General features: G+C 72.6%; 20 protein-coding genes and 1 pseudogene. 3 read left to right on the top strand and 18 right to left on the bottom strand.

Annotated elements, in window-relative coordinates:
- The 17 genes and pseudogenes from ACH4S9_RS01145 to ACH4S9_RS01065 all read right to left on the bottom strand — a co-directional run bounded on the left by ACH4S9_RS01145 (position 1) and on the right by ACH4S9_RS01065 (position 14,563).
- Complete coding sequence (locus ACH4S9_RS01145; RefSeq protein WP_311727235.1) at positions 1-255, bottom strand: acyl carrier protein; 255 nt, start codon at positions 253-255, stop codon at positions 1-3.
- 36 nt (positions 256-291) lie between these two features.
- Positions 292-1,251, bottom strand: a complete 960-nt coding sequence (locus ACH4S9_RS01140) for an ACP S-malonyltransferase (RefSeq protein WP_398369026.1) — start codon at positions 1,249-1,251, stop codon at positions 292-294.
- 34 nt (positions 1,252-1,285) lie between these two features.
- Complete coding sequence (locus tag ACH4S9_RS01135; RefSeq protein ID WP_398369025.1) at positions 1,286-2,416, bottom strand: beta-ketoacyl synthase N-terminal-like domain-containing protein; 1,131 nt, start codon at positions 2,414-2,416, stop codon at positions 1,286-1,288.
- A gap of 131 nt (positions 2,417-2,547) precedes the next feature.
- A complete protein-coding gene (locus ACH4S9_RS01130; protein ID WP_352134308.1) occupies positions 2,548-2,949 on the bottom strand; it encodes a hypothetical protein in 402 nt (133 codons plus the stop codon).
- A 2-nt stretch (positions 2,950-2,951) separates the two neighbouring features.
- The gene (locus tag ACH4S9_RS01125) at positions 2,952-3,359 is read right to left on the bottom strand and encodes a hypothetical protein (RefSeq protein WP_352134307.1); all 408 of its coding nucleotides are present in this window, start codon (positions 3,357-3,359) and stop codon (positions 2,952-2,954) included.
- A complete protein-coding gene (locus tag ACH4S9_RS01120; protein ID WP_352134306.1) occupies positions 3,359-3,685 on the bottom strand; it encodes a hypothetical protein in 327 nt (108 codons plus the stop codon). Before ACH4S9_RS01120 ends, ACH4S9_RS01125 begins: the two co-directional genes overlap by 1 nt.
- Positions 3,682-4,647, bottom strand: a complete 966-nt coding sequence (locus ACH4S9_RS01115; RefSeq protein ID WP_361194094.1) for an alpha/beta fold hydrolase — start codon at positions 4,645-4,647, stop codon at positions 3,682-3,684. Before ACH4S9_RS01115 ends, ACH4S9_RS01120 begins: the two co-directional genes overlap by 4 nt.
- 36 nt (positions 4,648-4,683) lie before the next feature.
- Positions 4,684-5,475: an SDR family oxidoreductase gene (locus ACH4S9_RS01110; RefSeq protein WP_311727243.1), complete on the bottom strand. Its 792-nt coding sequence runs from the start codon at positions 5,473-5,475 to the stop codon at positions 4,684-4,686.
- A gap of 7 nt (positions 5,476-5,482) precedes the next feature.
- Positions 5,483-6,544 (bottom strand): beta-ketoacyl synthase N-terminal-like domain-containing protein, encoded by a 1,062-nt coding sequence (locus tag ACH4S9_RS01105; RefSeq protein ID WP_398369021.1) that lies wholly within the window; start codon positions 6,542-6,544, stop codon positions 5,483-5,485.
- Positions 6,541-7,764 (bottom strand): beta-ketoacyl-[acyl-carrier-protein] synthase family protein, encoded by a 1,224-nt coding sequence (locus ACH4S9_RS01100; protein WP_398369019.1) that lies wholly within the window; start codon positions 7,762-7,764, stop codon positions 6,541-6,543. Before ACH4S9_RS01100 ends, ACH4S9_RS01105 begins: the two co-directional genes overlap by 4 nt.
- Positions 7,764-8,774 (bottom strand): hypothetical protein, encoded by a 1,011-nt coding sequence (locus ACH4S9_RS01095; RefSeq protein WP_398370476.1) that lies wholly within the window; start codon positions 8,772-8,774, stop codon positions 7,764-7,766. The genes ACH4S9_RS01100 and ACH4S9_RS01095 overlap by 1 nt, the downstream gene beginning before the upstream one ends.
- A gap of 183 nt (positions 8,775-8,957) precedes the next feature.
- Positions 8,958-9,623 (bottom strand): annotated as a pseudogene (locus tag ACH4S9_RS01090) (alpha/beta fold hydrolase); the annotation flags it as partial.
- Positions 9,624-9,664: 41 nt separating this feature from the next.
- Positions 9,665-10,804 (bottom strand): beta-ketoacyl synthase N-terminal-like domain-containing protein, encoded by a 1,140-nt coding sequence (locus ACH4S9_RS01085; protein WP_398369017.1) that lies wholly within the window; start codon positions 10,802-10,804, stop codon positions 9,665-9,667.
- Positions 10,801-12,039, bottom strand: a complete 1,239-nt coding sequence (locus ACH4S9_RS01080; protein WP_398369015.1) for a beta-ketoacyl synthase N-terminal-like domain-containing protein — start codon at positions 12,037-12,039, stop codon at positions 10,801-10,803. The genes ACH4S9_RS01085 and ACH4S9_RS01080 overlap by 4 nt, the downstream gene beginning before the upstream one ends.
- Entirely contained in the window at positions 12,036-13,271 is a 1,236-nt protein-coding gene (locus tag ACH4S9_RS01075) for a beta-ketoacyl-[acyl-carrier-protein] synthase family protein (protein ID WP_352134299.1), read from the bottom strand. Before ACH4S9_RS01075 ends, ACH4S9_RS01080 begins: the two co-directional genes overlap by 4 nt.
- Positions 13,272-13,308: 37 nt before the next feature.
- Positions 13,309-13,560 carry an acyl carrier protein gene (locus tag ACH4S9_RS01070; RefSeq protein ID WP_311727250.1) on the bottom strand — a complete coding sequence of 84 codons (252 nt, stop codon included), beginning with the start codon at positions 13,558-13,560 and terminating at the stop codon, positions 13,309-13,311.
- Between the two features lie 343 nt (positions 13,561-13,903).
- Positions 13,904-14,563 (bottom strand): helix-turn-helix transcriptional regulator, encoded by a 660-nt coding sequence (locus ACH4S9_RS01065; RefSeq protein WP_361188012.1) that lies wholly within the window; start codon positions 14,561-14,563, stop codon positions 13,904-13,906.
- A 452-nt stretch (positions 14,564-15,015) separates the two neighbouring features.
- Here ACH4S9_RS01065 and ACH4S9_RS01060 point away from each other — a divergent pair, with 452 nt between their 5' ends.
- A complete protein-coding gene (locus ACH4S9_RS01060) occupies positions 15,016-16,560 on the top strand; it encodes an MFS transporter (protein ID WP_398369012.1) in 1,545 nt (514 codons plus the stop codon).
- Between the two features lie 163 nt (positions 16,561-16,723).
- Complete coding sequence (locus ACH4S9_RS01055) at positions 16,724-18,226, top strand: family 43 glycosylhydrolase (RefSeq protein WP_398369010.1); 1,503 nt, start codon at positions 16,724-16,726, stop codon at positions 18,224-18,226.
- 15 nt (positions 18,227-18,241) lie between these two features.
- On the opposite strand, the gene ACH4S9_RS01050 is transcribed toward ACH4S9_RS01055, so the two are convergent.
- Entirely contained in the window at positions 18,242-18,724 is a 483-nt protein-coding gene (locus ACH4S9_RS01050) for an Lrp/AsnC family transcriptional regulator (protein WP_358844639.1), read from the bottom strand.
- Positions 18,725-18,817: 93 nt separating this feature from the next.
- Between ACH4S9_RS01050 and ACH4S9_RS01045 the strand changes: the two genes are divergently transcribed.
- Positions 18,818-19,291 carry a rhodanese-like domain-containing protein gene (locus ACH4S9_RS01045; protein ID WP_358844638.1) on the top strand — a complete coding sequence of 158 codons (474 nt, stop codon included), beginning with the start codon at positions 18,818-18,820 and terminating at the stop codon, positions 19,289-19,291.
- The last annotated feature ends 1 nt before the right edge of the window (position 19,292 follow it).

The raw sequence follows: 19,292 nt of genomic DNA, 5'->3' as shown, positions 1-19,292 counted from the left end.
TCACTTCTCCAGCTTCGAGGCGAGCAGGTCATAGACCTTCCGAAGACAGGTGATCTCCTTCATCTCCTGCTCCTTCAGCTTCACCGAGTACTTCTTCTCCAGGACGACCATGACCTCCAGGGCCATGAGCGAGTCGACGCCCAGCTCCTTCACGAAGTCGGCGTCGTCGGTGACGTCTTCCTCCTCCACATCGAGGACGTCGGCGACGAAGGCGCGCAGCTCCTCCAGGTCCAGGGCGGCGGCGGTGTCGGCCATGCGGGTTCTCCTCGCGCTTCTCAAGGGGGGTTGGGTTCAGCCGGGGTCGGGGGTGTGGGTCAGTTTGGCCAGGGCGGCGGACGAGTCGACCGCGACGGTCGCCGCGCCCTTGGCGATGCGGCGGATCATCCCGGTCAGCTGGCGGCCGGGGCCGAGCTCCACGAACCGGGTGCAGCCGAGCTCGCCGGCCAGGGTCCGTACGCTCTGCTCCCAGCGGACGGGGCTGGTGAGCTGGCGCAGCTCCAGGTCGCGCCATGTGTCGCCGCCGGTGTGCGGGCGGGCGTCCACGTTGGCCACGACGGGCATGTGCTCGGCGGCGAACTCCACGGCGGCCAGCGCCGCCTCGAGCTCGGCCGCCGCGGCCGCCATGCGCGGGCTGTGGAAGGCGCCGCCGACCGCGAGCGGGATCACCTTGCCACCGCTCTCGACGGCCGATTCGCCGAGCCGGGCCACTCCGTCGGCGGTGCCCGAGACGACGATGGCGCCGGGCGCGTTGGTGTTGGCGACCCACAGCTCCTCGCCCGCCTCCCGGACCGCCTCGGCCAGCCCCTCCACGGTCTCCGCGTCGAGCCGGACCACCGCGGCCATGGTGCCGGGCGAGCGTTCGGCGCACCCGCGCATGGCCCGGCCACGGGCGGCGACCAGGCGCGCGGTATCGGCGAGCGGCAGCGCCCCCGCCGCGTACAGCGCGGTGTACTCGCCCAGGCTGTGCCCCGCGCACGCAACCACCTCGCCCAGTACGCCGGCGGCGGCCGCCTCGCGGTGGGCGAGGACCTCGGTGGTGAACACGGCGATCTGGGCCAGGTCGGTGCGGCGCAGCGTCTCGTCGTCGGCCTTCAGCAGCAGGTCCTCGACGTCGACCCCGGTGTGCTCGGAGATCCCGGCCACCAGCGACCAGGACCCGGTCTCCCGCCATGCCTCGCCCATGCCCTGCTTCTGGGCGCCCTGGCCCGGGAAGACCAGGGCGGTGCGCACCGCTGTGCTGTCGTCCGTCATCTCAACCAGCTCCTCGGGGTGGTCGCGCACGCGGTCACGTGGTCGCCTGCGGCCGGGTCCGCAGCAGGGCCGCGCCGACCACGCCGTCCCGGTCGACCGAGGTGATCAGGGCCAGGCTGCCGGGGGCGGTGTCCGGACGCTCGGCGAGCGCGAGCACGGCGGCGATCTGGAAGGCCGCCGAGGCGGCGTAGGTGTCGCCGATGGAGTCGGCGGCCGAGACGCGCAGCGGCTCATGGCCGCCGAGCACGTCCGCGAGGGCGGCGCGCTCCGCCTCCCCCTCCGCGCCCGGGGCCTGCGAGTCGGCGACGGCCCAGATCCGGCCGGGCTCCGCGCCCGTACGGTCGAGCAGCCGCCGCACCACGTCGGCGACCACCGTGCGGGCCCGCCCGGTGCCGCCCCCGGGGTCCGCGGCGAAGCCGAACTCCAGCCCCGCGACCTCGACCAGACCGCCCCGGCCGTGCTCGCGCGCGGACCCGTCCGGCTCCAGCAGCCACACCGCCGCGCCCTCGCCGAGCACGGCGGCGGTGTCGCCGTCGGCGCGGGAGTGCCACTCCAGCCAGGCGCGGGCGGAGGAGAACTCCTCGACGGCCCCGCACAGCACGGTGGTGGCCCGCCCGGCGCGCTGGAGCCGCAGCGCGTACTGGAGGGTGAGCAGCCCGGTGGCGCGGCCGCCCGCGATGGTGGTGTTGGGGCCCTTGAGCCCGTGCCAGATGGCGGTCTGGCCGGCCGCGCAGTTCATGACGGTGTTGGGGAACCGGGCCGGGTCCACGAAGAAGGGCCGCTCGCCGACCAGGGAGTCACGGGTGAAGTCCATGATGGACTGGGCGCTTCCGGTGCTGGTGCCCAGCGCCACGCCGGTGTTCTCGCCCACGCCGGGCAGGCGCTCGTCGGTGAGCAGCCGGCCGATGGCGGTCACGGCCATTCCGGTGGTCCGGTCCATGGAGCGGGTGCCCTTGCGGCCCAGGATCTGCTTGATGTGGAAGTCGGGCACGAGGCAGGCCTTGTCGAAGGGCACGGACCACTCCTCGGGGTCCAGCGGCTTCCCGGCCCGGCGGCCGGAGCGCAGCCCGGTGGCGAAGTCCGCGCCGTGCAGGCCCAGCGGAGATACGGCGGCCCAGGCGGAGATGACCGGGCCGCCGGTGGCAGTGGCGGTGGCGAAGACCATGGATCCGTGTACTCCTTCGGTAGAGGCTGGGGAGGTGTGCGGGCGGCCGGCGGGCGCGCTCTCGTACGCGGGCGCTGTCTCCCGCGCGGGCGCGCGTCCGTACGCGGGCCCCGTCTCGTACGCGGGCCCGGTCACAGGAACCACACCTGTTCGTACGACGCCCAGCGGGCCGCGAGCCCGCCTCCCTCGACGACGCGCACGCCGGGCAGCAGCCGGTCGGCGGCGGTGCGGCCGAGCGCGGTGAGGTCGGGCTCCTCGACCAGCACGGCCACCCCGGCGGCCACGATGTCCCGCACGGTGGCGCGCGGGTCGGGGAGGGTGTCGAGGGTGCGGCCGCCGATGCGGACCGCCGGTTCGTAGTCGGTGTCGAGGGCGTAGCTGACGGCGAGGCCGCGCAGCGCCAGGTCGGTGCCGCCGCTCTGCCGGTGCAACTCGGTGATCAGGGACAGTACGTCGGCGAACTGCCGCTCGACCGCGCCCCGGTAGGCCCGTTCGATCATCACCAGCCAGCGCGCCGCCGTCGCCTCGGGCATGGTCAGTGCACCCCCAGGGAGAGACATGTGCCGGCCACGGCCACATGCTCGGCGTACTTGAACATGGGGCGCCTGCGCACCTGCGGGATCTGGTCGGAGGTGCCGCGCTCCTCGGCGCAGAAGGCGCAGACGTACCAGTGCAGCCGGTCCGGGTGGTCGGTCAGCAGCTCGCGCACGACGCGGAGGGCGGAGGGGTACTCCCGCTCCCAGTCGCCGTAGTTGCGCGGCTTGGTGTCGCCGAGGCCCGTCCAGGTGAGCCGGGTGGCGTCGCCGCAGGCCCAGATCTGGACCCGGGCGCCCTTGGCGAGCAGCGCGGTCGTCAGCCGCAGGGCGGAGCTGACCAGTTCGGTCTGGTGGGGCGCGCCGAGGAGCTGGAGCAGGACATCGGTGGGCGGCGGCTTCCAGGCCATCAGTGCCACACCGCCCGCAGGCCGGGTGCCAGCAGCCGGTCCGCCACCTCGTCCATGCCGGCGAGGCGGGATCCGGGCAGCAGGTCCTCGGCGGGGAGGGCGCGCTGGGCGGCCGAGAAGCCGTCCACCCACAGCTCGCCGCCGCCGCGCAGAAAGGCCGCGACGCCGTGCGAGGCGCCGGGCAGCGCGGCGGTCACCCCGTTCTCGACGAGGAACAGCACCACGTGGTGGCCGTCCTGGAGCAGCCGTACGGCGTCGCCGACGAACCGTTCGCAGGGGGCCCCGGACTCGGGCCCGCCGCTCTCGACGAGCAGATGGTCAGTCATGAGTCACCCACCTCCGCGGCCTTCTCGGACGCGTCGAACGCCTCGGCCAGGAAGCCGAGGACCCGCTTCTCGTACTCCGCCGCGTCGAACCGCACCCCCCTCATGTGCGGGGCCCCGGCCGCCGTCCAGTACTCGGCGCCGGGGTAGTGGCGGGCGGTCCGCTCGACGGCCTCGGGGCGGACGAAGGTGTCCTCCGCGCTGCCGATGAACATCAGCCGGGTGTCGTACGCCGACAGGTCCGGCGGCCAGTCGGCGAGGCCGAGCATGCGCATCGCGAAGAACTCGAAGGCGCGCCCCTGGACGGCGAGCGTGAGCGGCCCGCGCAGCCAGCGCCGCATGGTCCGCCCGCGCAGCGCCGCGAAGTGGCGCAGCCCGGCCGGGACGTCGTACGCCGGGCCGCTGTCCGCGATGACGGCGGCCACCGGCACCCGGGAGCGGGGCACCACCTGGAGGGCGGGCCAGGTCGAGAAGGAGAAGCCGTACAGGGCGATGGCGCCGCCGCGCAGCCGGGGGTCGGCGGCGGTGGCGTAGAGCACGTCCCGCAGATCGCTGATGTAGCGCTCCGCCATGCGGCCGAGCGCCCGGTCGGCGCCGCTGTCCCCGTGGTTGCGCATGTCGTACGCGACGACGTGGTGGCCCGCCCGGTGGAGCAGTGCGATGTGGCCGAGCGTCATGGACCTGGTGCGGCCCATGCCGTGGCACACGACCACGGTGTGCGGCCCCGCGCCCGGCACCACCCACGCCCGCAGCGGGACGCCGTCGTAGGAGGCCACCACGGTCTTGTGGTGCGTGGGCAGCCCCTTGTCCGCCGGGGTGCGCGCGGGCCCGGCGGGGCGCGGGGGGTGGTAGAGCTGATACGCGTGCTTGGCCGCGGCGGCGAGGCCCAGCAGCGGCGCCACGGCGGCGCGCAGGGCGCCGCCCGGCCGCCGCGGCGGGGCGCCGCCGGTCTTCGCACTGGTCATCGTCGGTCCTCGGGCCACGGGATCACATCAGGCCGGTCAGGTCAGGATCTCGCCGCCGTCGACTCCGATCACATTGCCGGTGATCCAGGAGGAGTCGGTGCGGGAGAGCAGGGAGATGGCTTCGGCGACGTCCTCGGGCCGGGTCAGCCTGCGGTGCGGATTGAGCCCGCGGGCGTACTCGGCGAGCCGGCCGCTGTTCGGGATGCGCTCCATGGACGGGGTCGGCGTCACCCCGGCGCGGAGCGCGTTGACGGCGATGCCGGAGGGGGCGAGCTCCAGGGCGAGCTGGCGGACGTGGGACTCCAGGGCCGACTTGGCCGCGGACACGGCGCCGTAGCTGGGCATCACGCGCGCGCCGCCCGCGCTGGTCATCGCGTACACCTTCGCGCCCTCGCGCAGCAGGCCCGCGGTGAACAGGTCCTGCGTCCAGTAGACGAGGGAGTGGGCCATGACGTCGAGCGTCATGTTCATCTGGCGGGAGGTCACACCGGGCTCGCCCTCGGGTGCGACGAAGGGCAGCAGGGTGCCGAAGGCGAGGGAGTGCACCAGGATCCTGATCCCGGATCCGCCGGTCAGCTCGGCGAATCTGGGCAGCAGTTCTTCCCGGGTTCTGGCGGAGGCGGCGTTGGCGTTGAAGAAGTGCGCCTGGACGCCGTGGGCGCGCAACTCCTCCCCCGCGACGGCGGCCTTCTCCTGCCCCTCCGCGGTGTCGAAATGCACGCCCAGGATGTTGACGCCCTCGCGCGCCAGCTCCTGGGCCGTGGCCAGGCCCATACCGCTGGAGGCGCCCAGGATCAGGCACCAGGAACCCTCGAGTGATGTGATCATCAGCCGCTCACCCTCCGCCTTCTTCCGCTTGTGCTTCGGTACGCGTCGTTTCGGCTTGTGTCTCGGCTCGTGTTCGGGTTTGTGCTCCGGTGCTTGTTCCGGCCTGTGTTCCGGCCTGTGTTCCGGCCTGTGTTCCGGCCTGTGTTCCGGGGTCGCCCGGGGTGACCAGGCACACCGCGGCGTTCCCCTGCGCCGCCGCGGTGACGACCACCCGCGCCGGGCCCGCCCCCTCCGCCAGGGCGGCGGCGACCCGCGCCACCGGCTCCAGACAGCCGGCGCCCGCGGGCACGTACTCGGCCCGCTCCCCCAGCGCCGCCGCGACGGCCTCGCCGACCGGGGAGCCGTCGAGCACGGCCGTGACCGGAAGCGGGCCATCCGGCCCCAGGCCCCGGTGGCCGAGGGCCTGGAGCGCGCCGTCGATCAGCGCCCGGGCGTGCTCGGCGCCGCTCCCGGCGGCGGCCAGGGCCGGCGGCAGGAAGAACGAGCGGACCGCCACCCGGCCGTACGCCCGCCCGCCGCGCGCCGCGACGGCGGCCGCCGGCTCCAGCACCAGGGCGACCGCCCCGGCCTCGGAGGTCTCCGCCCCCGGCTCGCCCTCGGCCAGCACCTGCTCGGTGGCCCCGGCCAGCAGCCAGTGGGCCCGGCCGGCGGCCAGCGCGCGCCGGCCGCTCTCGATGGCTTCCAGACCGGCGACCCGGGGGCTGGCGAAGGTGAGGTTGAAGCCCTTCAGCTCGTGCTCGGTGGCCAGGCGGCTGCCGAAGAGGTTGATGGAGAAGTACGGGGCGGTGACCGGGCTCAGATCCTCGGCGCCGGTCTCCATGACCGTACGGTCCATCGCGTCGTGCAGCGCGGCGGCGGCGCTGTTGGTGCCGACCGCGGCGCCGCGGCGCTCGGCTTCCACACCGTCCAGGGCGTCCGGCCCGATCCCGGCCAGGGCCCGCTTGGCGGCGGCGAGGAAGTACTGGGAAGCGGTGGGCAGGTACTTGTAGCCGCGGGGGCCGAGCGCGGTCTTGAAGTCGAACCCCTCGGGGCGCACCGTGCCGACGCCCGACACCACCAGTTCGGTCATGCGCCCGCCTCCCGGAGCACGAGCGAGACGTTGTTGCCGCCGAAGGCATAGGCGTTGACCAGGCCGTAGGGCGCGGTCATGGGGGTCGGCCCGGTGGGCAGCGGCACCTCGCACCCGGGGTCCTGCCTGCCCACGGGCACGTTCGGCGGAAGCGTCCTGTGGTGCAGCACCAGGACGGCGGCCAGCGCCGCGAACGCGCCCGCCGCGCCGCCGGTGTGGCCGAGGAGCGCCTTGACGCTGTAGAGCGGGGTCCGCGGCGCGGCCTCGCCGAGCACCCCGGCCAGCGCCCGGGCCTCCACGACGTCGTTGAGCTCGGTGCCGGTGCCGTGCGGGACGACGAAGCCGAGCCCGCCCGCCCCGGGCGCCGCCTCCAGGGCCGGGTCCGTCTCCCGCAGGGCCTCGCGCATGGCGCGCTCGATCTGTTCGCCGCCGGGCTCGGGGGCGGTCGCGTGGTGGGCGTCGCAGCTCCAGCCGGCGCCCGCCAGGCGCGCGTAGACCGTCTTCGCGCCCCGCTCGCGCGCATGCGCCGCCGACTCCAGGACCAGCACGGCGGCGCCCTCGCCGAAGATCGTGCCGCGCCGGTCGGCGGCGAACGGGCGGCAGCGCTCGGGGTCGATCGCGCCCAGCCGGTTGAAGCAGGCCAGCGCGACCCGGGAGTACGCCTCGGTGCCGCCCGCGACGACCACGTCCGCCTCGCCGGAGCGGATCAGGTCGGCGGCGACGGACAGCGCGTAGCCGCTGGCGGCGCAGGCGTTGGTGAGGCTGGTGTTGGGGCCCTGGGCGCCGAGCCATCCGCCGACGGCCGAGGCCACCGGGAACGCGGGCGCCCAGCCGTCGTGGTTCGCGGGCTCGCCGGCCCGCCGCCGCTCGTGCAGATCGGAGTCGCCCATGCCGCTGCTGATCGAGACGGCCACCCGGCGCGGGTCCACCCCGGCCAGGCCGGTGAGCCCCGCGCTGTCGACGGCCTCGCGGGCCGCCGCGATGGCGAATTGGGATCCGCGCCCCAGCGGCAGCCCGTCCTGCTCCTCGGGCCCCGTCGGCAGATCGGCGTCGGGCACCAGATACATGTGCGGGTGGTCCATGTGCGCCAGCGGGTCGGGCACCTTCGTCGGCGCGCTGCGCGCGGTGTGCATGCCTCGCCACAGGGCCTCGGTGCCCGAGCCCAGACAGCTCAGCGCGCCCAGCCCGGTGACCAGTACGTCGGTCGCGCCGCCGGACATCAGCTGCCGCTTCCGGGTTGGCCGGCGAGCGCGCCGAGCACCCGCTGGTCGAAGGGGACCAGATGCCAGTCGCGGCGGTTCTCGATCACCGCGTAGCCGTGCACGATCCGGCCGGTCGCGGTGAGCGTGAGCCTGCCGTCGCGGACGACGTAACAGTCCATGCGGGAGGTGTAGGTGAAGTCCTTGAAGATCTCCTCCACGGTGTAGACCGTGTAGAGGTCCTCCTCCATCAGAGCCTCGTCGACGATCCGGAGGGCGGAGCGCGGCACGACCGGGATCCATTTGCGGTCGTCCAGCAGGGTCTTGATGGAGATGCCGCGGTCCAGCACGAAGCGGTCCTTGGCCTCTTCCATGAGCCGCAGATAGCCGGACATCTGGAGCCGCTCGGTGAAGTGGCAGTAGGGGTAGGTGATGTTCCACTTCCAGGCGTAGGCGTTGCGGCCCTCGGTGAGGGCGCCCAGCACCGCCGCCTCGTCGCCGCCCGCCGCGAGCACCGCGTCCGCCGCCACGCAGGCCCCGGCCTCCTCCGCCGCCCCCTCGTGGGTGCCGAGGCGCGCGACGGTGAAGCGGGCCAGCTCGGCGGGGGCCTCGGTGGGCAGGTCCAGATAGCTGTCCGTGCGCAGCGAGACCCGCACCTTGGAGGTGACGGCCTTCAGGGTGGAGCCGTCCCGGTCGACGCGGACGGTCACCCGGAAGCCGAGGGTGCCGTCCTCGGCCGAGGTGTCCGGCACCACCTCGGCCTCGGCCTCGTCGTCCATGTGGAACGCGTGCAGGATGCGGGTGTCCAGGCCGACGACGTCCAGGCCGAGGCCGTACTCCTCGTACAGCTGCCGGGCCGGCACCCCGCTCTGCGCGAAGTGGATCAGCACGGCCTCTTCCACCAGGTAATTGACGTGCTTGAACCCGATCCAGGTGCAGATATTGGAGCCCTCGTAGCGGGGTCGCAGCCGCACGGTGGTGGTGTCGGCGAGCAGGGCCTTGGTCAATGTCGGCTCTACCGCAGCTGTCATCAGGTGTACTCCATCGGGGGAAACATCAAGGGGGAAACCGTCAGCGAAACGGTCAACGAAACGGGGTCCGCCCGGCCGGGGGCGCCGGACGGTGATCGTGCGAAGGAAGCCGTTGACCGCTTCCGAGAACTCGGCCACGCGCTCGACCATCGGGAAGTGGCCGACGTCGGTGACGACGCGCACGTCGGCGTGGGGCAGCGACCGGCCGAGCGCCTCGGCCTCGGCGGCCGGGGCGGCCCCGTCCCGCTCCCCGCCGACGATCAGGAACGGGGTGCGCAGGCGCTCCACGGGCAGCCGCGGGGTCTCCAGATACATCCCGAAGAAGCGCATCCAGCCGTACGGGCCGACGTGTTCGCGGACCTTGAGCGCCATCTGGTGCCGTACGTCGGCGGCCAGCCGGTGCCCGGCGCTGACCGTCAGACCCTCTTCGATGATCCGGTCGAAGCTGTTGACGTAGTGCGACAGCGTGGCCCAGTCGAAGTCGTGCCGGCTCGGCCGGTAGAACGGGGAGACGAGGACGGCTCCGGCGGGGCGGGGCGCGCTGCGCGGTCCGGGCCCGGCGAGCCAGGCGAGCAGCGCGTTGGCCCCGAAGGAGTGACCGGCGATCACATCGGGGCCGCCGGGCACCCCGGCCACGGCGCGGTCCACCCAGTCGGTGACGGGGCGGTCCGGCCACCCGGGGCGCGAGAAGCCGCTCCAGGGCAGATCGGCCGCCCACACCTCCCAGTCCGGGTCGGCCAGTTCGGCGAAGCCTTCCCACACGGAGGCACCGCCGGCCAGCCCGTGCAACAGCAGCAGCCGGGCCGGGGCGGGGTCTTCGGTGGCGGCCGGGCGGATCAGCCGCACCATGCGGCTCGGTTCGGCGCCTTGAACCGGCGCGTCCGCGGTGTTCACGCGGCGGCTCCGCCGGGCTGCCGGGGGTCGGCGGAGGGCCGCCCGGGAGGGCCGAGCAGCAGCGCGGCCACGGCGTCCGCGGCGTCGTCGCCGCTGGTGACCAGCGCTTCGGCCCCCGCCCCAGCCCCAGCCCCGGCCCCGGTCCCGGCCTCGCCCAGCCAGCCGACCGCGGCGGCGCACTGGAGCACGCCGAGCGCGCCGGAAGCGCGGCCGAAGGCGGCGGTGAGGTCATGGCGGGGTACGGTTTCAGGGAGGGGGGTGGGGACGCCCCGGCACCCGGCTTCCGCGTCGCGGGGCGTGCCGTAGCCCTCGGGGGTGAACCAGACGCCCGGGGTACGGTCCCCCGGCACCAACGCCTCTACACACGCGGCGAGTTCGGCCCGGCGTTCGTAGCGGCCCAGGACGGCCGCGGGCGCGGCGCCGCGGTCGCGGGCCCAGGCGGCGCCCTCGACGACGAGCGCGGCCGCGCCGTCCAGCAGCGGCTCCTCGGCGGAGCTGTCCGCCAGGCCGTCCGCCAGGCCGTCGGACGAGCCGTGCAGCAGCCCCTCCACCACGGGGTTGCGCGTCTCGACCCCGATCACCAGCGCGCGGCGCACCCGCCCGGCGGTCACCAGCGTCGCGGCCCAGTGGACGGCGTCCAGCCCGGAGGTGGCGCCGTTGCACAGCATCAGGTTGGGGCCGCGCAGCCCGAAGTGGATCGCCGCCCAGGAGGCGATCACATTGCTGGAGGCGTTCGGCAGGCCCATGGGGCTGAGGCCGGCCACCGACTCCTTGGCGATGGCGGCGGCGGTGAGGCACGCCGTGTCCAGGTTGCCCAGGTTGGAGCTGGCGACCACGCCCACCGTCACGCCCGGCACGGTCAGCTCCCTGCCGTCGCCGCCGTCGCCGCGGATCAGGTCGGCGTCGCGCAGCGCGCCGAGCGCGGCGCACAGCGCCAGTTGGGTCGCGCGGTCCTTGTAGCGGTGGCCTCGGCGGCCGATGCGGGCGCCCGTGTCGTACGGCTCGAGCGGCGCGCGGGGCGTGCGGGGCGTGTCGGCGGGGCGCAGCAGCTCCCGGGGCGTGTCGGCGCCGGGCAGGGCCAGCCCTACACCCGTGACGACGACCTCCTGGGAAGTCCGCTGCGTCCGGGGGGTCATCTGCCCGTCCTCCCGCCCGCGCCGGCCGGAGATGCGGGAGATGGTTCCGCCCGCTCCACGATCGCCACCGCGTTGACGCCCCCGAACCCGAAGGCGTCGATCTGCGCGACGTTCAGCTCGGCGCCCTCCACCCGCTCCCGTACGAAGCGGAAGCCCGCCGCCTCCGCCACCGGCTCGGTCAGCCCCAGGGTCGGCGGCACCTGTCCGGTGGACAGCGACTTGAGCGCGACGATCAGGCTCAACAGCCCCGAACTCCCGGAGGTGTGGCCGGTCATGGACTTGATGGCGGTCATCAGGGGCACCCCGACGTCATGGCCGAAAACCTCGGCGATGGCCGTCGCCTCGGCCTCGTCGTTGAGCAGGGTGCCGGTGCCGTGCAGCAGGACCAGGTCGATCTCGCCGGGCTTGACCCCGGCCCGCCACTGCGCCTCGGTCACGGCCTCGGCGATCCCCCTGGGGTCGGGGGCGGTGACATGGCGGGCGTCGCAGTTCATGCTGACGGCCCGCAGCACCCCCAGCGGCGCGCCGGCGACCCCTGCCCGAGGCGGCTCTCCCCGCGGCACACCCTCCCGCTGCGGCTCTCCCCGCTGCGGCTCCTCCCGCCGCAGCACCACCGCCGCCGCGCCGTCGCCCATCAGCACCCCGCGCCGCGCGCGGTCGAAGGGCTGGACGCGCTCGGGCGGTTCGGCGTGCACCCGGTCCAGGAGGCCGAACATGGACTCGGTGAGGGTGTCGACCCCGGCCACCACGACGGTGTCCTCCGCGCCGGTGGCCAGCAGGTCGGCGGCCAGGGCGAGCGCGTACAGGGAGGCCGAGCAGGCGCCCGAGAAGGTGTAGCTGCGCTCCGCGCCGAAGCGCTCGCGCAGCGCGGGGCCGAAGTGCAGCCGGTCGGGGTCGAGGGGGGTGCCCTCGCACCACGCCAGCTCGGCCGAGCGCAGCTCCCGCAGTCCGGTGCCGACCAGGACCGGCACCCCGCTCAGGTCGTCGCCGAGGCCGGCCTGGGCGGCGGCCTCGGCGACGGCGCGCAGCAGCCACGCGGTGGCGCGGCCGGGGATGTCGCCGCCCTCGGCGGGGCGGTCGTCGATCTCGTACGCGTGGCGCGCCCGGTACCGGTCCCGGTCGAAGCCGCGCAGTTCGCCACGTCCGCTGGTGCCCGCGCACAGCGCCCGGAAGACCTCGTCGACGCCCTCGCCCACGCTCGCCACGGCGCCCGCGCCGGTCACCAGCTGAGTCATGACCAGTCCGCGTCGCGCTTGCCGAAGATCACGACCGCGTTGTTGCCGCCGAAGGCCAGGCCGTTGTTCTGCACGATCTTCACGTCGGCGTCGATGGCCCGGTTCGGCACGACATCGAGCCCGCACTCGGGGTCGGTCTCGGTGTGGTTGATGGTCGGCGGGATGAAGCCCTCGGTGAGCGCGAGGGAGCAGGCGATGGCGGCGAGCGCGCTGGCGGCCCCCATGGTGTGGCCGACCATCGACTTGACGGACACGGTGCGGGGTGGATCATCTTCGCCGAAAACCTGACGGATGGCGCGCGCCTCGGTCACGTCGTTGGCCTTGGTGCCGGTGCCGTGCGCGGAGATGAAGTCGACTTCCTCCGGCTTGACTTCGGCATTGTCCAGGGCGATCCGCATACAGCGGGCCACGCTGTCCTGGTGGGGTGCGACGGGGTGGTGCGCATCGCAGTTGAGGCCGTATCCGAGGACTTCCGCGTAGATACGGGCGCCGCGGGCGAGCGCCGATTCCAGGCTCTCCATCAGCAATATGCCCGCGCCCTCGCCGGTGAGGATTCCCTTGCGGTCCTTGTCGAAAGGCTGGCAGCGCTCGGGGGCGATGGTGCCCAGCCGGTAGAAACCGGTGAACGTCTTGCGGCACAGGGCGTCGGCGCCGCCGCACAGGGCGAAGTCCACATCTCCGCCGCGTATGGCGTCGAAGCCGTACCCGATCGCGTAGTTGCCCGCCGCGCAGGCGGTGGGCAGGGTGACGGCCTCCACCCGGGTGAGCCCCAGCTCCTGGGCGACCGCGGCGGAGAGCCGGCCCGCCGGGACGCGCCGGGCGATGACGCCGTCCATCTGCTCGGGCCCCTGGTCGACCTCCACCTCCACCAGGTGGTCGAGGTCCCTGGACTCCCCGTCGGTGGTGCCGACCGAGATCAGCGTGGGGACGTCCCGCAGGTCGTCCTCGGTCAGCCCGGCGTCGGCCACCGCCATCCGCGCCGCCGACACGGAGAACTGGCTGGCCCGGCCGAGGGTCCGGACGTCGAGGTGCCGGATCCACTCGCCGGGGTCGAAGTCGGTGATCTCGCACGCCGTGGCGTGGTCGAACCCCTCGGTGTCGAAAGCGGTGATCGGCTTCGCGGCGCTCTTCCCTGACCGCAGTCCGGCGAGGAACTCGGCGGTGCCGACGCCGATGCCGGACACCGTGCCGAGACCCGTAATCACGACCCTGCGGGCCGGCTCACCCTGCATATCGCCCTGCCTTCGCTTGAGTCCGCCACGGGGTCCGTTACCAGCCGGCCGCTTCGGAGACGACCTCGTAGACGCCGTCGAGGTTCACCATGCGGCTGAGCTGCGCCTGCGGGATGACGACGTTGAACTCCTTTTCGAGGGCCGCCAGAATCTCGATGGCCCGCAGCGAATCCGCGTCGTGCTCTTCCTTGAAGAGGCTGGTCTCCGTGACCTCGTCCGGGTCTATCTCCAGGATATCCGTGACGATTTCCTTGATTGTTTCCTGGCGCTCTTCGACGATGGCGGCCATTACCGCGCACCTCCATTTTTGGGCATGGGCAAAGCAAGCGAGGAACGTGCCCATGACGCTAAGCGCCGGTTCAGACCGCGACAACCCCGGAGTCCACTAGCTGTCATGTGCCCGGTCTCAGGTGACCGATTGGTAACCCCGGCTGTCATATACCTGCCGCGCCCGGCGCGGTCACAGGTGTTGCGCCCGGTTAATCGGCAGCAAGCTGCCAGTCGCCGCCAGTTAAGGAGGCGGTTCTAGGGACACCACTAGAGGCGGCCGCAAACCACCGGACGTCATGAAACCCGCGAGATCGAGCCAGCGGCCGAACCGCGGGTCCCCATGTCGGCCGCCAGTCGGGCCGTCAATCGGGGTATGACTCCATGAGCCCCGCGCGCGCGGCCCACACACCGGCCTGGAATCGGGATTCGACCCTCAGGTCCCGCATGATGTCGGCCACATAGCGCCGGTAAGTACGCACCGAAAGCCCCAGTTTCCGGGCCGCCGCGTCGTCCTTGTACCCCTCGGCCATCAGGATCAGGACCTCGCGCAGCACCCGCCCCCGCGCCCCGCCCTCGAAGGACAGCGGCCGCGAGGGGCGCTGCGCCGCGTCCCACATGCCGCACAGCAGCCGGTACAGCATGTCGGCCACGGTCGAGTTCTGGATCATCGAGGCCCGGGACCCGCCCGGCTCCCCAGGTGCGGCGTCGGGGGCGATGACCGCCGCGCCGTCCACCACCACCAGTTCCTGGCGCACCGCGCCGGACAGCCGCACGTCCACCCGGGGCCCCAGCTCCCCGATGGTCCGGTGCCAGCGGGCGCCCCTGATCACCGGCTGCGGGCAGAGCAGCCTGACCCTGACGCCCTTGTCCAGGAGCTGGGCGAGCGTCTGGGCGGTCAGGTTGGCGTGCTCGTCGGAGGCGATCTCGGGCAGCGCCCAGATCACGTCCTGTTCGGCCCGCAGCACCAGCCGGCCCACCCACCCGGCCACGGCCTCGCCGTCCACCGGCAGATCGGCCGTCACGGAGACGAGCGTTGCGCGTCGGTGGTGATGCACGGCGGACTCGAGCAGGCGCAATGCCTGCCCAAGAGTGTCTTCGAGGCTGTCGGCCCCCGTCTGCGGCTCCGCCCGAATCGCCCCCCTCACGCCCACTTCCCCCGCAATTCCTTCAATGGGCGTACCGTCGTCTGGTTGAATTCGAAATTGGCTCAAAGGACACCCCCCGGTTCCTTTTTCGGCACAGTAACGAGGGTCCACACCCAACCGCAAGGCATACCCCTGAGGGTATATAGGGCCAATCTTCGGCAGGAAAATGCCAGCGGTCAGGGTTCACTCAGGCCGAGATATGCCTTCCCGTGTGCTCAAGAGGCTGCGGCCCCGGCCCCCCATTGATAACTTCGCTTGAAGCCAGCACGAGTCCCTTGCCGTACGACGGCGGACCCATCTACCCCCGGGTCCCGAAAGGCGCCGCACACATGGCTGCACAGAACACCGCGACGACCGCCGCCGCGCCGGCCGACCCTTCCCGGTCGCCGACCGGCCGCCAATGGCTCGCTCTGTCGGTGCTCGTCCTGTCCCAACTGGCGGTGTGGCTGGACAACACCGTGCTCAACGTCGCGCTCACGACGTTGGCCGACCCGGACGACGGACTCGGCGCCAGCCCCAAACAGCTTCAGTGGAGCATCAGTTCCTACACGCTGATCTTCGCGGTGCTGCTGTTCACCGGCGGGGTGCTCGCCGACCGGTACGGCCACCGCAGGCTGCTGCTGACCGGCATGCTGATCTTCGGCGCCGCCTCCGTGTGGGCCGCCTACGCCCGCTCGGCCGAGGAACTCATCGTCGCCCGCGGCGTGATGGGCCTGGGCAGCGCGCTGATCATGCCCGCGACCCTGGCACTCATCGCCCAGGTCTTCGACGAGCGGCACCGCGCCATGGCCATCGCCATCTGGTCCGGCTCCAGCGGCATCGCCATCGCCACCGGCCCGATGATCAGCGGCGCGATCCTGGACCACTTCTGGTGGGGCGCGATCTTCCTGGTGAACGTGCCGATCGTGGTGCTGTGCGCGGTGGGCTCGTTCGTCTACCTCCCCGGTGCGGTCGCCAAGGTCCGCAAGAAGTTCGACCCGCTCGGCGTGCTGTTCTCCACCGCCGGCCTGTTCGCCGTCGTCTGGGGCGTGATCGAGGGCGGTCACCGCAACGACTGGACCGGCCCGGCCGTCCTCGGCTCGCTGGCCGGCGGGGCGCTCCTGGTCGTCGTCTTCGTCCTGGTCGAACTCCGCGTGTCGAGCCCCGGATTCGACGTCCGGTTGTTCCGCAACCTCCGGTTCACCGGCGCGAGCGTCGCGGTCATGCTGACCTTCTTCGGGGTGAACGGCTCGATGTACTACACGAGCTTCTATCTCCAGGGCGTCCACGGCCAGACCCCCCTGGAGTGCGGCCTCTCCATCGCCCCGGTCGCCCTCGGTGTGCTGTTCGGCGCCCCGCTGTCGGCCCGGCTGGTCCGCCTCCACGGCGCGCGGTCCGTGGTGACCTGCGCCATGCTGATCGCCACGGTGGGCTTCTTCGGCTATGTCTTCCTCGACGAGCACAGCGGCCTCGGGCTGTTCTGGGTCTTCCTCGTCCTCCAGGGCCTGGGCATGGGCGCCGCCGTCGCCCCCACCACCGAGGCCATCATGGCCGTCCTCCCCGCCGACCGGACCGGCGCGGGTTCCGCCGTCAACAACTCGATGCGGCAGATCGGCGGGGTGCTCGGGGTCGCGGTCCTCGGCTCCGTCCTGGCCGGGGTCTACCGGAACGAGATCACCCCGAAGCTGGACGACCTGCCTCCGGCCGCGGCCGGCGCCGCCGCGGAGTCACCGGAGGCCACCCGGGCGCTCGCCGACCGGCTCTCCATGCCCAGGCTGTCCGACTTCGCGGACGAGGGCTTCGTCCACGCCATGCATGTCGCGGCCATCGTCGGCGCAGCGGCGGCCGTGGTGGGCGCCGCGATCATCTGGTGGACCTTCCGCCGGCCCGCCTAGCTCCCATACACGGCGCCGAGCGCGGCTGACGGTACGCACTCGGGCCGTCGTCACCGAACGCGTCCGTTCTCTTGACGCCCGTCCGGCGCCGCCTCTACCTCCTGGCCGAAGTCACGTACAGCGTTCGTAATTTCGAACAGGCCGCCGCTGGAAGGGACTTGCCGTGCTCCGCACCCGCACCCACCGCTGGTTGATCCTCGGGGCCGCGCTCCTGGCCCTGCTCGCGCCCTTGGTCACCGTCCAGTCCGCGCAGGCCGCCGCCGCGGCCGACGGCAGGCCGTACACCAACCCGGTCAAGGCGCAGAAGGGCGCCGACCCCTGGCTGGAGTACTACAACGGCAGCTACTACCTGGTGACGACCTCGTTCACCGGCGAGCTCACCATGCGCAAGTCGCCCACGCTGGCCGGCCTTTCCACCGCGCCGAGCGTCCAGGTGTGGTCCGACTCCACCTCGGGCCGCAACTCCAACTTCTGGGCACCCGAGATCCACTTCCTCGACGGCAAGTGGTACCTGTACTACTCCGCGGGCAACCGAGGCTCCGCCTGCTGTGACACCCAGCGCACCCATGTGCTGGAGAGCGCGGGCTCCGACCCCATGGGCCCGTACACCTACAAGAACAGCCTCACCGGATCCAACCTCACCCCCGGCGGCTGGCTCATCGACGCCAGCGTGCTCTGGCACGGCGGCAAGCTGTACCTGGTGGGCAGCGGCTTCATCAACGGCAGCGCGCAGAGCCTGGTCATCGCGCCGATGAGCAACCCGTACACGCTCGCCGACTCCACCTTCACCATCATCTCCAGCCCCACCCTGAGCTGGGAGACCTCCGGCAGCCCGGTCAACGAGGGCCCCGAGCCGCTCTACCGCGGCGGCCGCACCTTCCTGACCTTCTCCGCCAGCTCCTGCCAGACCCCCGACTACAAGCTGGGCCAGTTGGAGCTCACCGGCGCCGACCCGCTGAACCCCGCCGCCTGGACCAAGAAGCAGACGCCGGTCTTCCAGCGCGATGACGCGGCCGGCGTCTACGGCCCCGGCCACAACGGGTTCTTCACCTCCCCCGACGGCACCGAGAACTGGATCGTCTACCACGGCAACAACACGGCCGGCGGCGGCTGCGGCAACGGCCGCACGACCCGGGCGCAGAAGTTCACCTGGAACGCGGACGGCACCCCGAACTTCGGCACCCCCGTCGCCCTGGGCACCACCCTGCCCGGCCCGTCCGGCGAGACGGCGACCACCCCGACCGCGTACACCCTGGTCAACCGCAACAGCGGCAAGTGCCTGGACGTATCGGGCGGCAACACCGCCGACGGCACCAACATCTTCCAGTGGACCTGCACCGGCGGCGCCAACCAGAAGTGGCGCGTCGAGGACATGGGCGACGACACCAGCCGCCTGGTGAACGTGGCCACCGGCAAGGTCATGGACACCGCCGACTGCTCCACCGCCGACGGCGCCGACATCCGCCAGTGGTCGTGGCTGAACAACAACTGCCAGAAGTCCCGGCTCGTCTACACCGGCGGCGACCACGTCCGGATCACCAACGCCAACAGCGGCAAGGTCGCCGACGTCGCCGACTGCTCCACGGCGGACGGCGCGGACGTACGCCAGTGGACCTGGCTGAACAACAACTGCCAGCAGTGGCGGCTCGTCCCCACGACCGCCTGACGCGGGTCCGGTGGGTCAGTCGCCGGACCCGCCGGACGGTACCCGGGCCACGACCGTCGTCACCGACCGGCTCGGAAGAGGGCTGGAGTAGACGACGCTCGTGGTGACGGAGCCCAGGGCGGCGATGCGGCCCGTGGTGCGTTCCAGGTCGCGCATCGATCGGGCGACGACCTTGAGGACGAAGCAGTCCTCGCCCGTCACATGGTGGGCCTCCACGATCTCGGGAGTGGTGTCGAGCAGGTCGTGGAACGGCTTGTAGTTGCCAGTGGGGTAGCGAAGACGGACGAAAGCCAGGATGTCGAGCCCCAGGGCCTCGGAGCTCACGATGGCCGAGTAGCCGGAGATGGCGCCGCTCTCCTCCAGCCGTCGGACGCGTTCCGTGACGGCGCTCGGCGACATGGAGACGCTACGGGCCAGCTCGGCGTAGCTGGCGCGGCCGTTGCGTTGCAGGGCTTCCAGGATGCGTATATCGGTTGTGTCAAGGGAATCAGCGGCCATAGCCGATGGATACCACGAATTGCACGGCGCGGTGCGGGCCGGACCGTTGATCTTGAGTTCTGGGGAATGGGCGGGGAGCCTAGCGTTGAGGACATGTCCAAGACCCTGATCAGCGCGGCCCTGCGGGTGCCGCCGACGGCACCCGCAGAGGCGGCCGCCTTTTTCGCCGCACGCCTTGCCTTCCAGGCCGATGTGTCCGATGTCCGCGCCTCACTGGAGTCCGGTGACCCGGGCTTCGTGCTCATCGACTCACGCGGGGACGAGGCGTGGGCGCAGGGGCATGTCCCCGGTGCGGTACATCTGCCGACCGCCGAGATACCGGCGCGCGCCGCGAACCTGCTGAACCCTGCCGTTCCGGTCATCACCTACTGCTGGGGGCCCGGCTGCGACGGCGCGACCCGTGCCGCGCTCGCCCTCGCCCGGCTCGGCTACCAGGTCAAGGAAATGATCGGCGGCATCGAGTACTGGATCCGTGAGGGTTTCCCGGTCGAGGGCCCGAACGGTGTGGTGCGGCGCGCGGCCGACCCGTTGACGGCGCCGGTCGGATCCGCTCACTGCGCTTGCTGAT

This window comes from Streptomyces sp. NPDC021225 (assembly GCF_044332865.1).
Taxonomy (GTDB): Bacteria; Actinomycetota; Actinomycetes; order Streptomycetales; family Streptomycetaceae; genus Streptomyces.
Note: the sequence above shows the minus strand (reverse complement) of the source record. Positions and strands in the feature narration are given on the sequence as shown.

What these genes read in the sequence shown, in the direction of transcription:
- ACH4S9_RS01070 (WP_311727250.1), bottom strand. Translation starts at nt 13,560, where the DNA reads ATGGCCGCCATCGTCGAAGAGCGCCAGGAAACAATCAAGGAAATCGTC.
- ACH4S9_RS01075 (WP_352134299.1), bottom strand. Translation starts at nt 13,271, where the DNA reads ATGCAGGGTGAGCCGGCCCGCAGGGTCGTGATTACGGGTCTCGGCACG.
- ACH4S9_RS01110 (WP_311727243.1), bottom strand. Translation starts at nt 5,475, where the DNA reads ATGATCACATCACTCGAGGGTTCCTGGTGCCTGATCCTGGGCGCCTCC.
- ACH4S9_RS01095 (WP_398370476.1), bottom strand. Translation starts at nt 8,774, where the DNA reads ATGACAGCTGCGGTAGAGCCGACATTGACCAAGGCCCTGCTCGCCGAC.
- ACH4S9_RS01045 (WP_358844638.1), top strand. Translation starts at nt 18,818, where the DNA reads ATGTCCAAGACCCTGATCAGCGCGGCCCTGCGGGTGCCGCCGACGGCA.
- ACH4S9_RS01120 (WP_352134306.1), bottom strand. Translation starts at nt 3,685, where the DNA reads ATGACTGACCATCTGCTCGTCGAGAGCGGCGGGCCCGAGTCCGGGGCC.
- ACH4S9_RS01140 (WP_398369026.1), bottom strand. Translation starts at nt 1,251, where the DNA reads ATGACGGACGACAGCACAGCGGTGCGCACCGCCCTGGTCTTCCCGGGC.
- ACH4S9_RS01135 (WP_398369025.1), bottom strand. Translation starts at nt 2,416, where the DNA reads ATGGTCTTCGCCACCGCCACTGCCACCGGCGGCCCGGTCATCTCCGCC.
- ACH4S9_RS01080 (WP_398369015.1), bottom strand. Translation starts at nt 12,039, where the DNA reads ATGACTCAGCTGGTGACCGGCGCGGGCGCCGTGGCGAGCGTGGGCGAG.
- ACH4S9_RS01130 (WP_352134308.1), bottom strand. Translation starts at nt 2,949, where the DNA reads ATGCCCGAGGCGACGGCGGCGCGCTGGCTGGTGATGATCGAACGGGCC.
- ACH4S9_RS01105 (WP_398369021.1), bottom strand. Translation starts at nt 6,544, where the DNA reads ATGACCGAACTGGTGGTGTCGGGCGTCGGCACGGTGCGCCCCGAGGGG.
- ACH4S9_RS01145 (WP_311727235.1), bottom strand. Translation starts at nt 255, where the DNA reads ATGGCCGACACCGCCGCCGCCCTGGACCTGGAGGAGCTGCGCGCCTTC.
- ACH4S9_RS01125 (WP_352134307.1), bottom strand. Translation starts at nt 3,359, where the DNA reads ATGGCCTGGAAGCCGCCGCCCACCGATGTCCTGCTCCAGCTCCTCGGC.
- ACH4S9_RS01050 (WP_358844639.1), bottom strand. Translation starts at nt 18,724, where the DNA reads ATGGCCGCTGATTCCCTTGACACAACCGATATACGCATCCTGGAAGCC.
- ACH4S9_RS01100 (WP_398369019.1), bottom strand. Translation starts at nt 7,764, where the DNA reads ATGTCCGGCGGCGCGACCGACGTACTGGTCACCGGGCTGGGCGCGCTG.
- ACH4S9_RS01115 (WP_361194094.1), bottom strand. Translation starts at nt 4,647, where the DNA reads ATGACCAGTGCGAAGACCGGCGGCGCCCCGCCGCGGCGGCCGGGCGGC.
- ACH4S9_RS01085 (WP_398369017.1), bottom strand. Translation starts at nt 10,804, where the DNA reads ATGACCCCCCGGACGCAGCGGACTTCCCAGGAGGTCGTCGTCACGGGT.
- ACH4S9_RS01060 (WP_398369012.1), top strand. Translation starts at nt 15,016, where the DNA reads ATGGCTGCACAGAACACCGCGACGACCGCCGCCGCGCCGGCCGACCCT.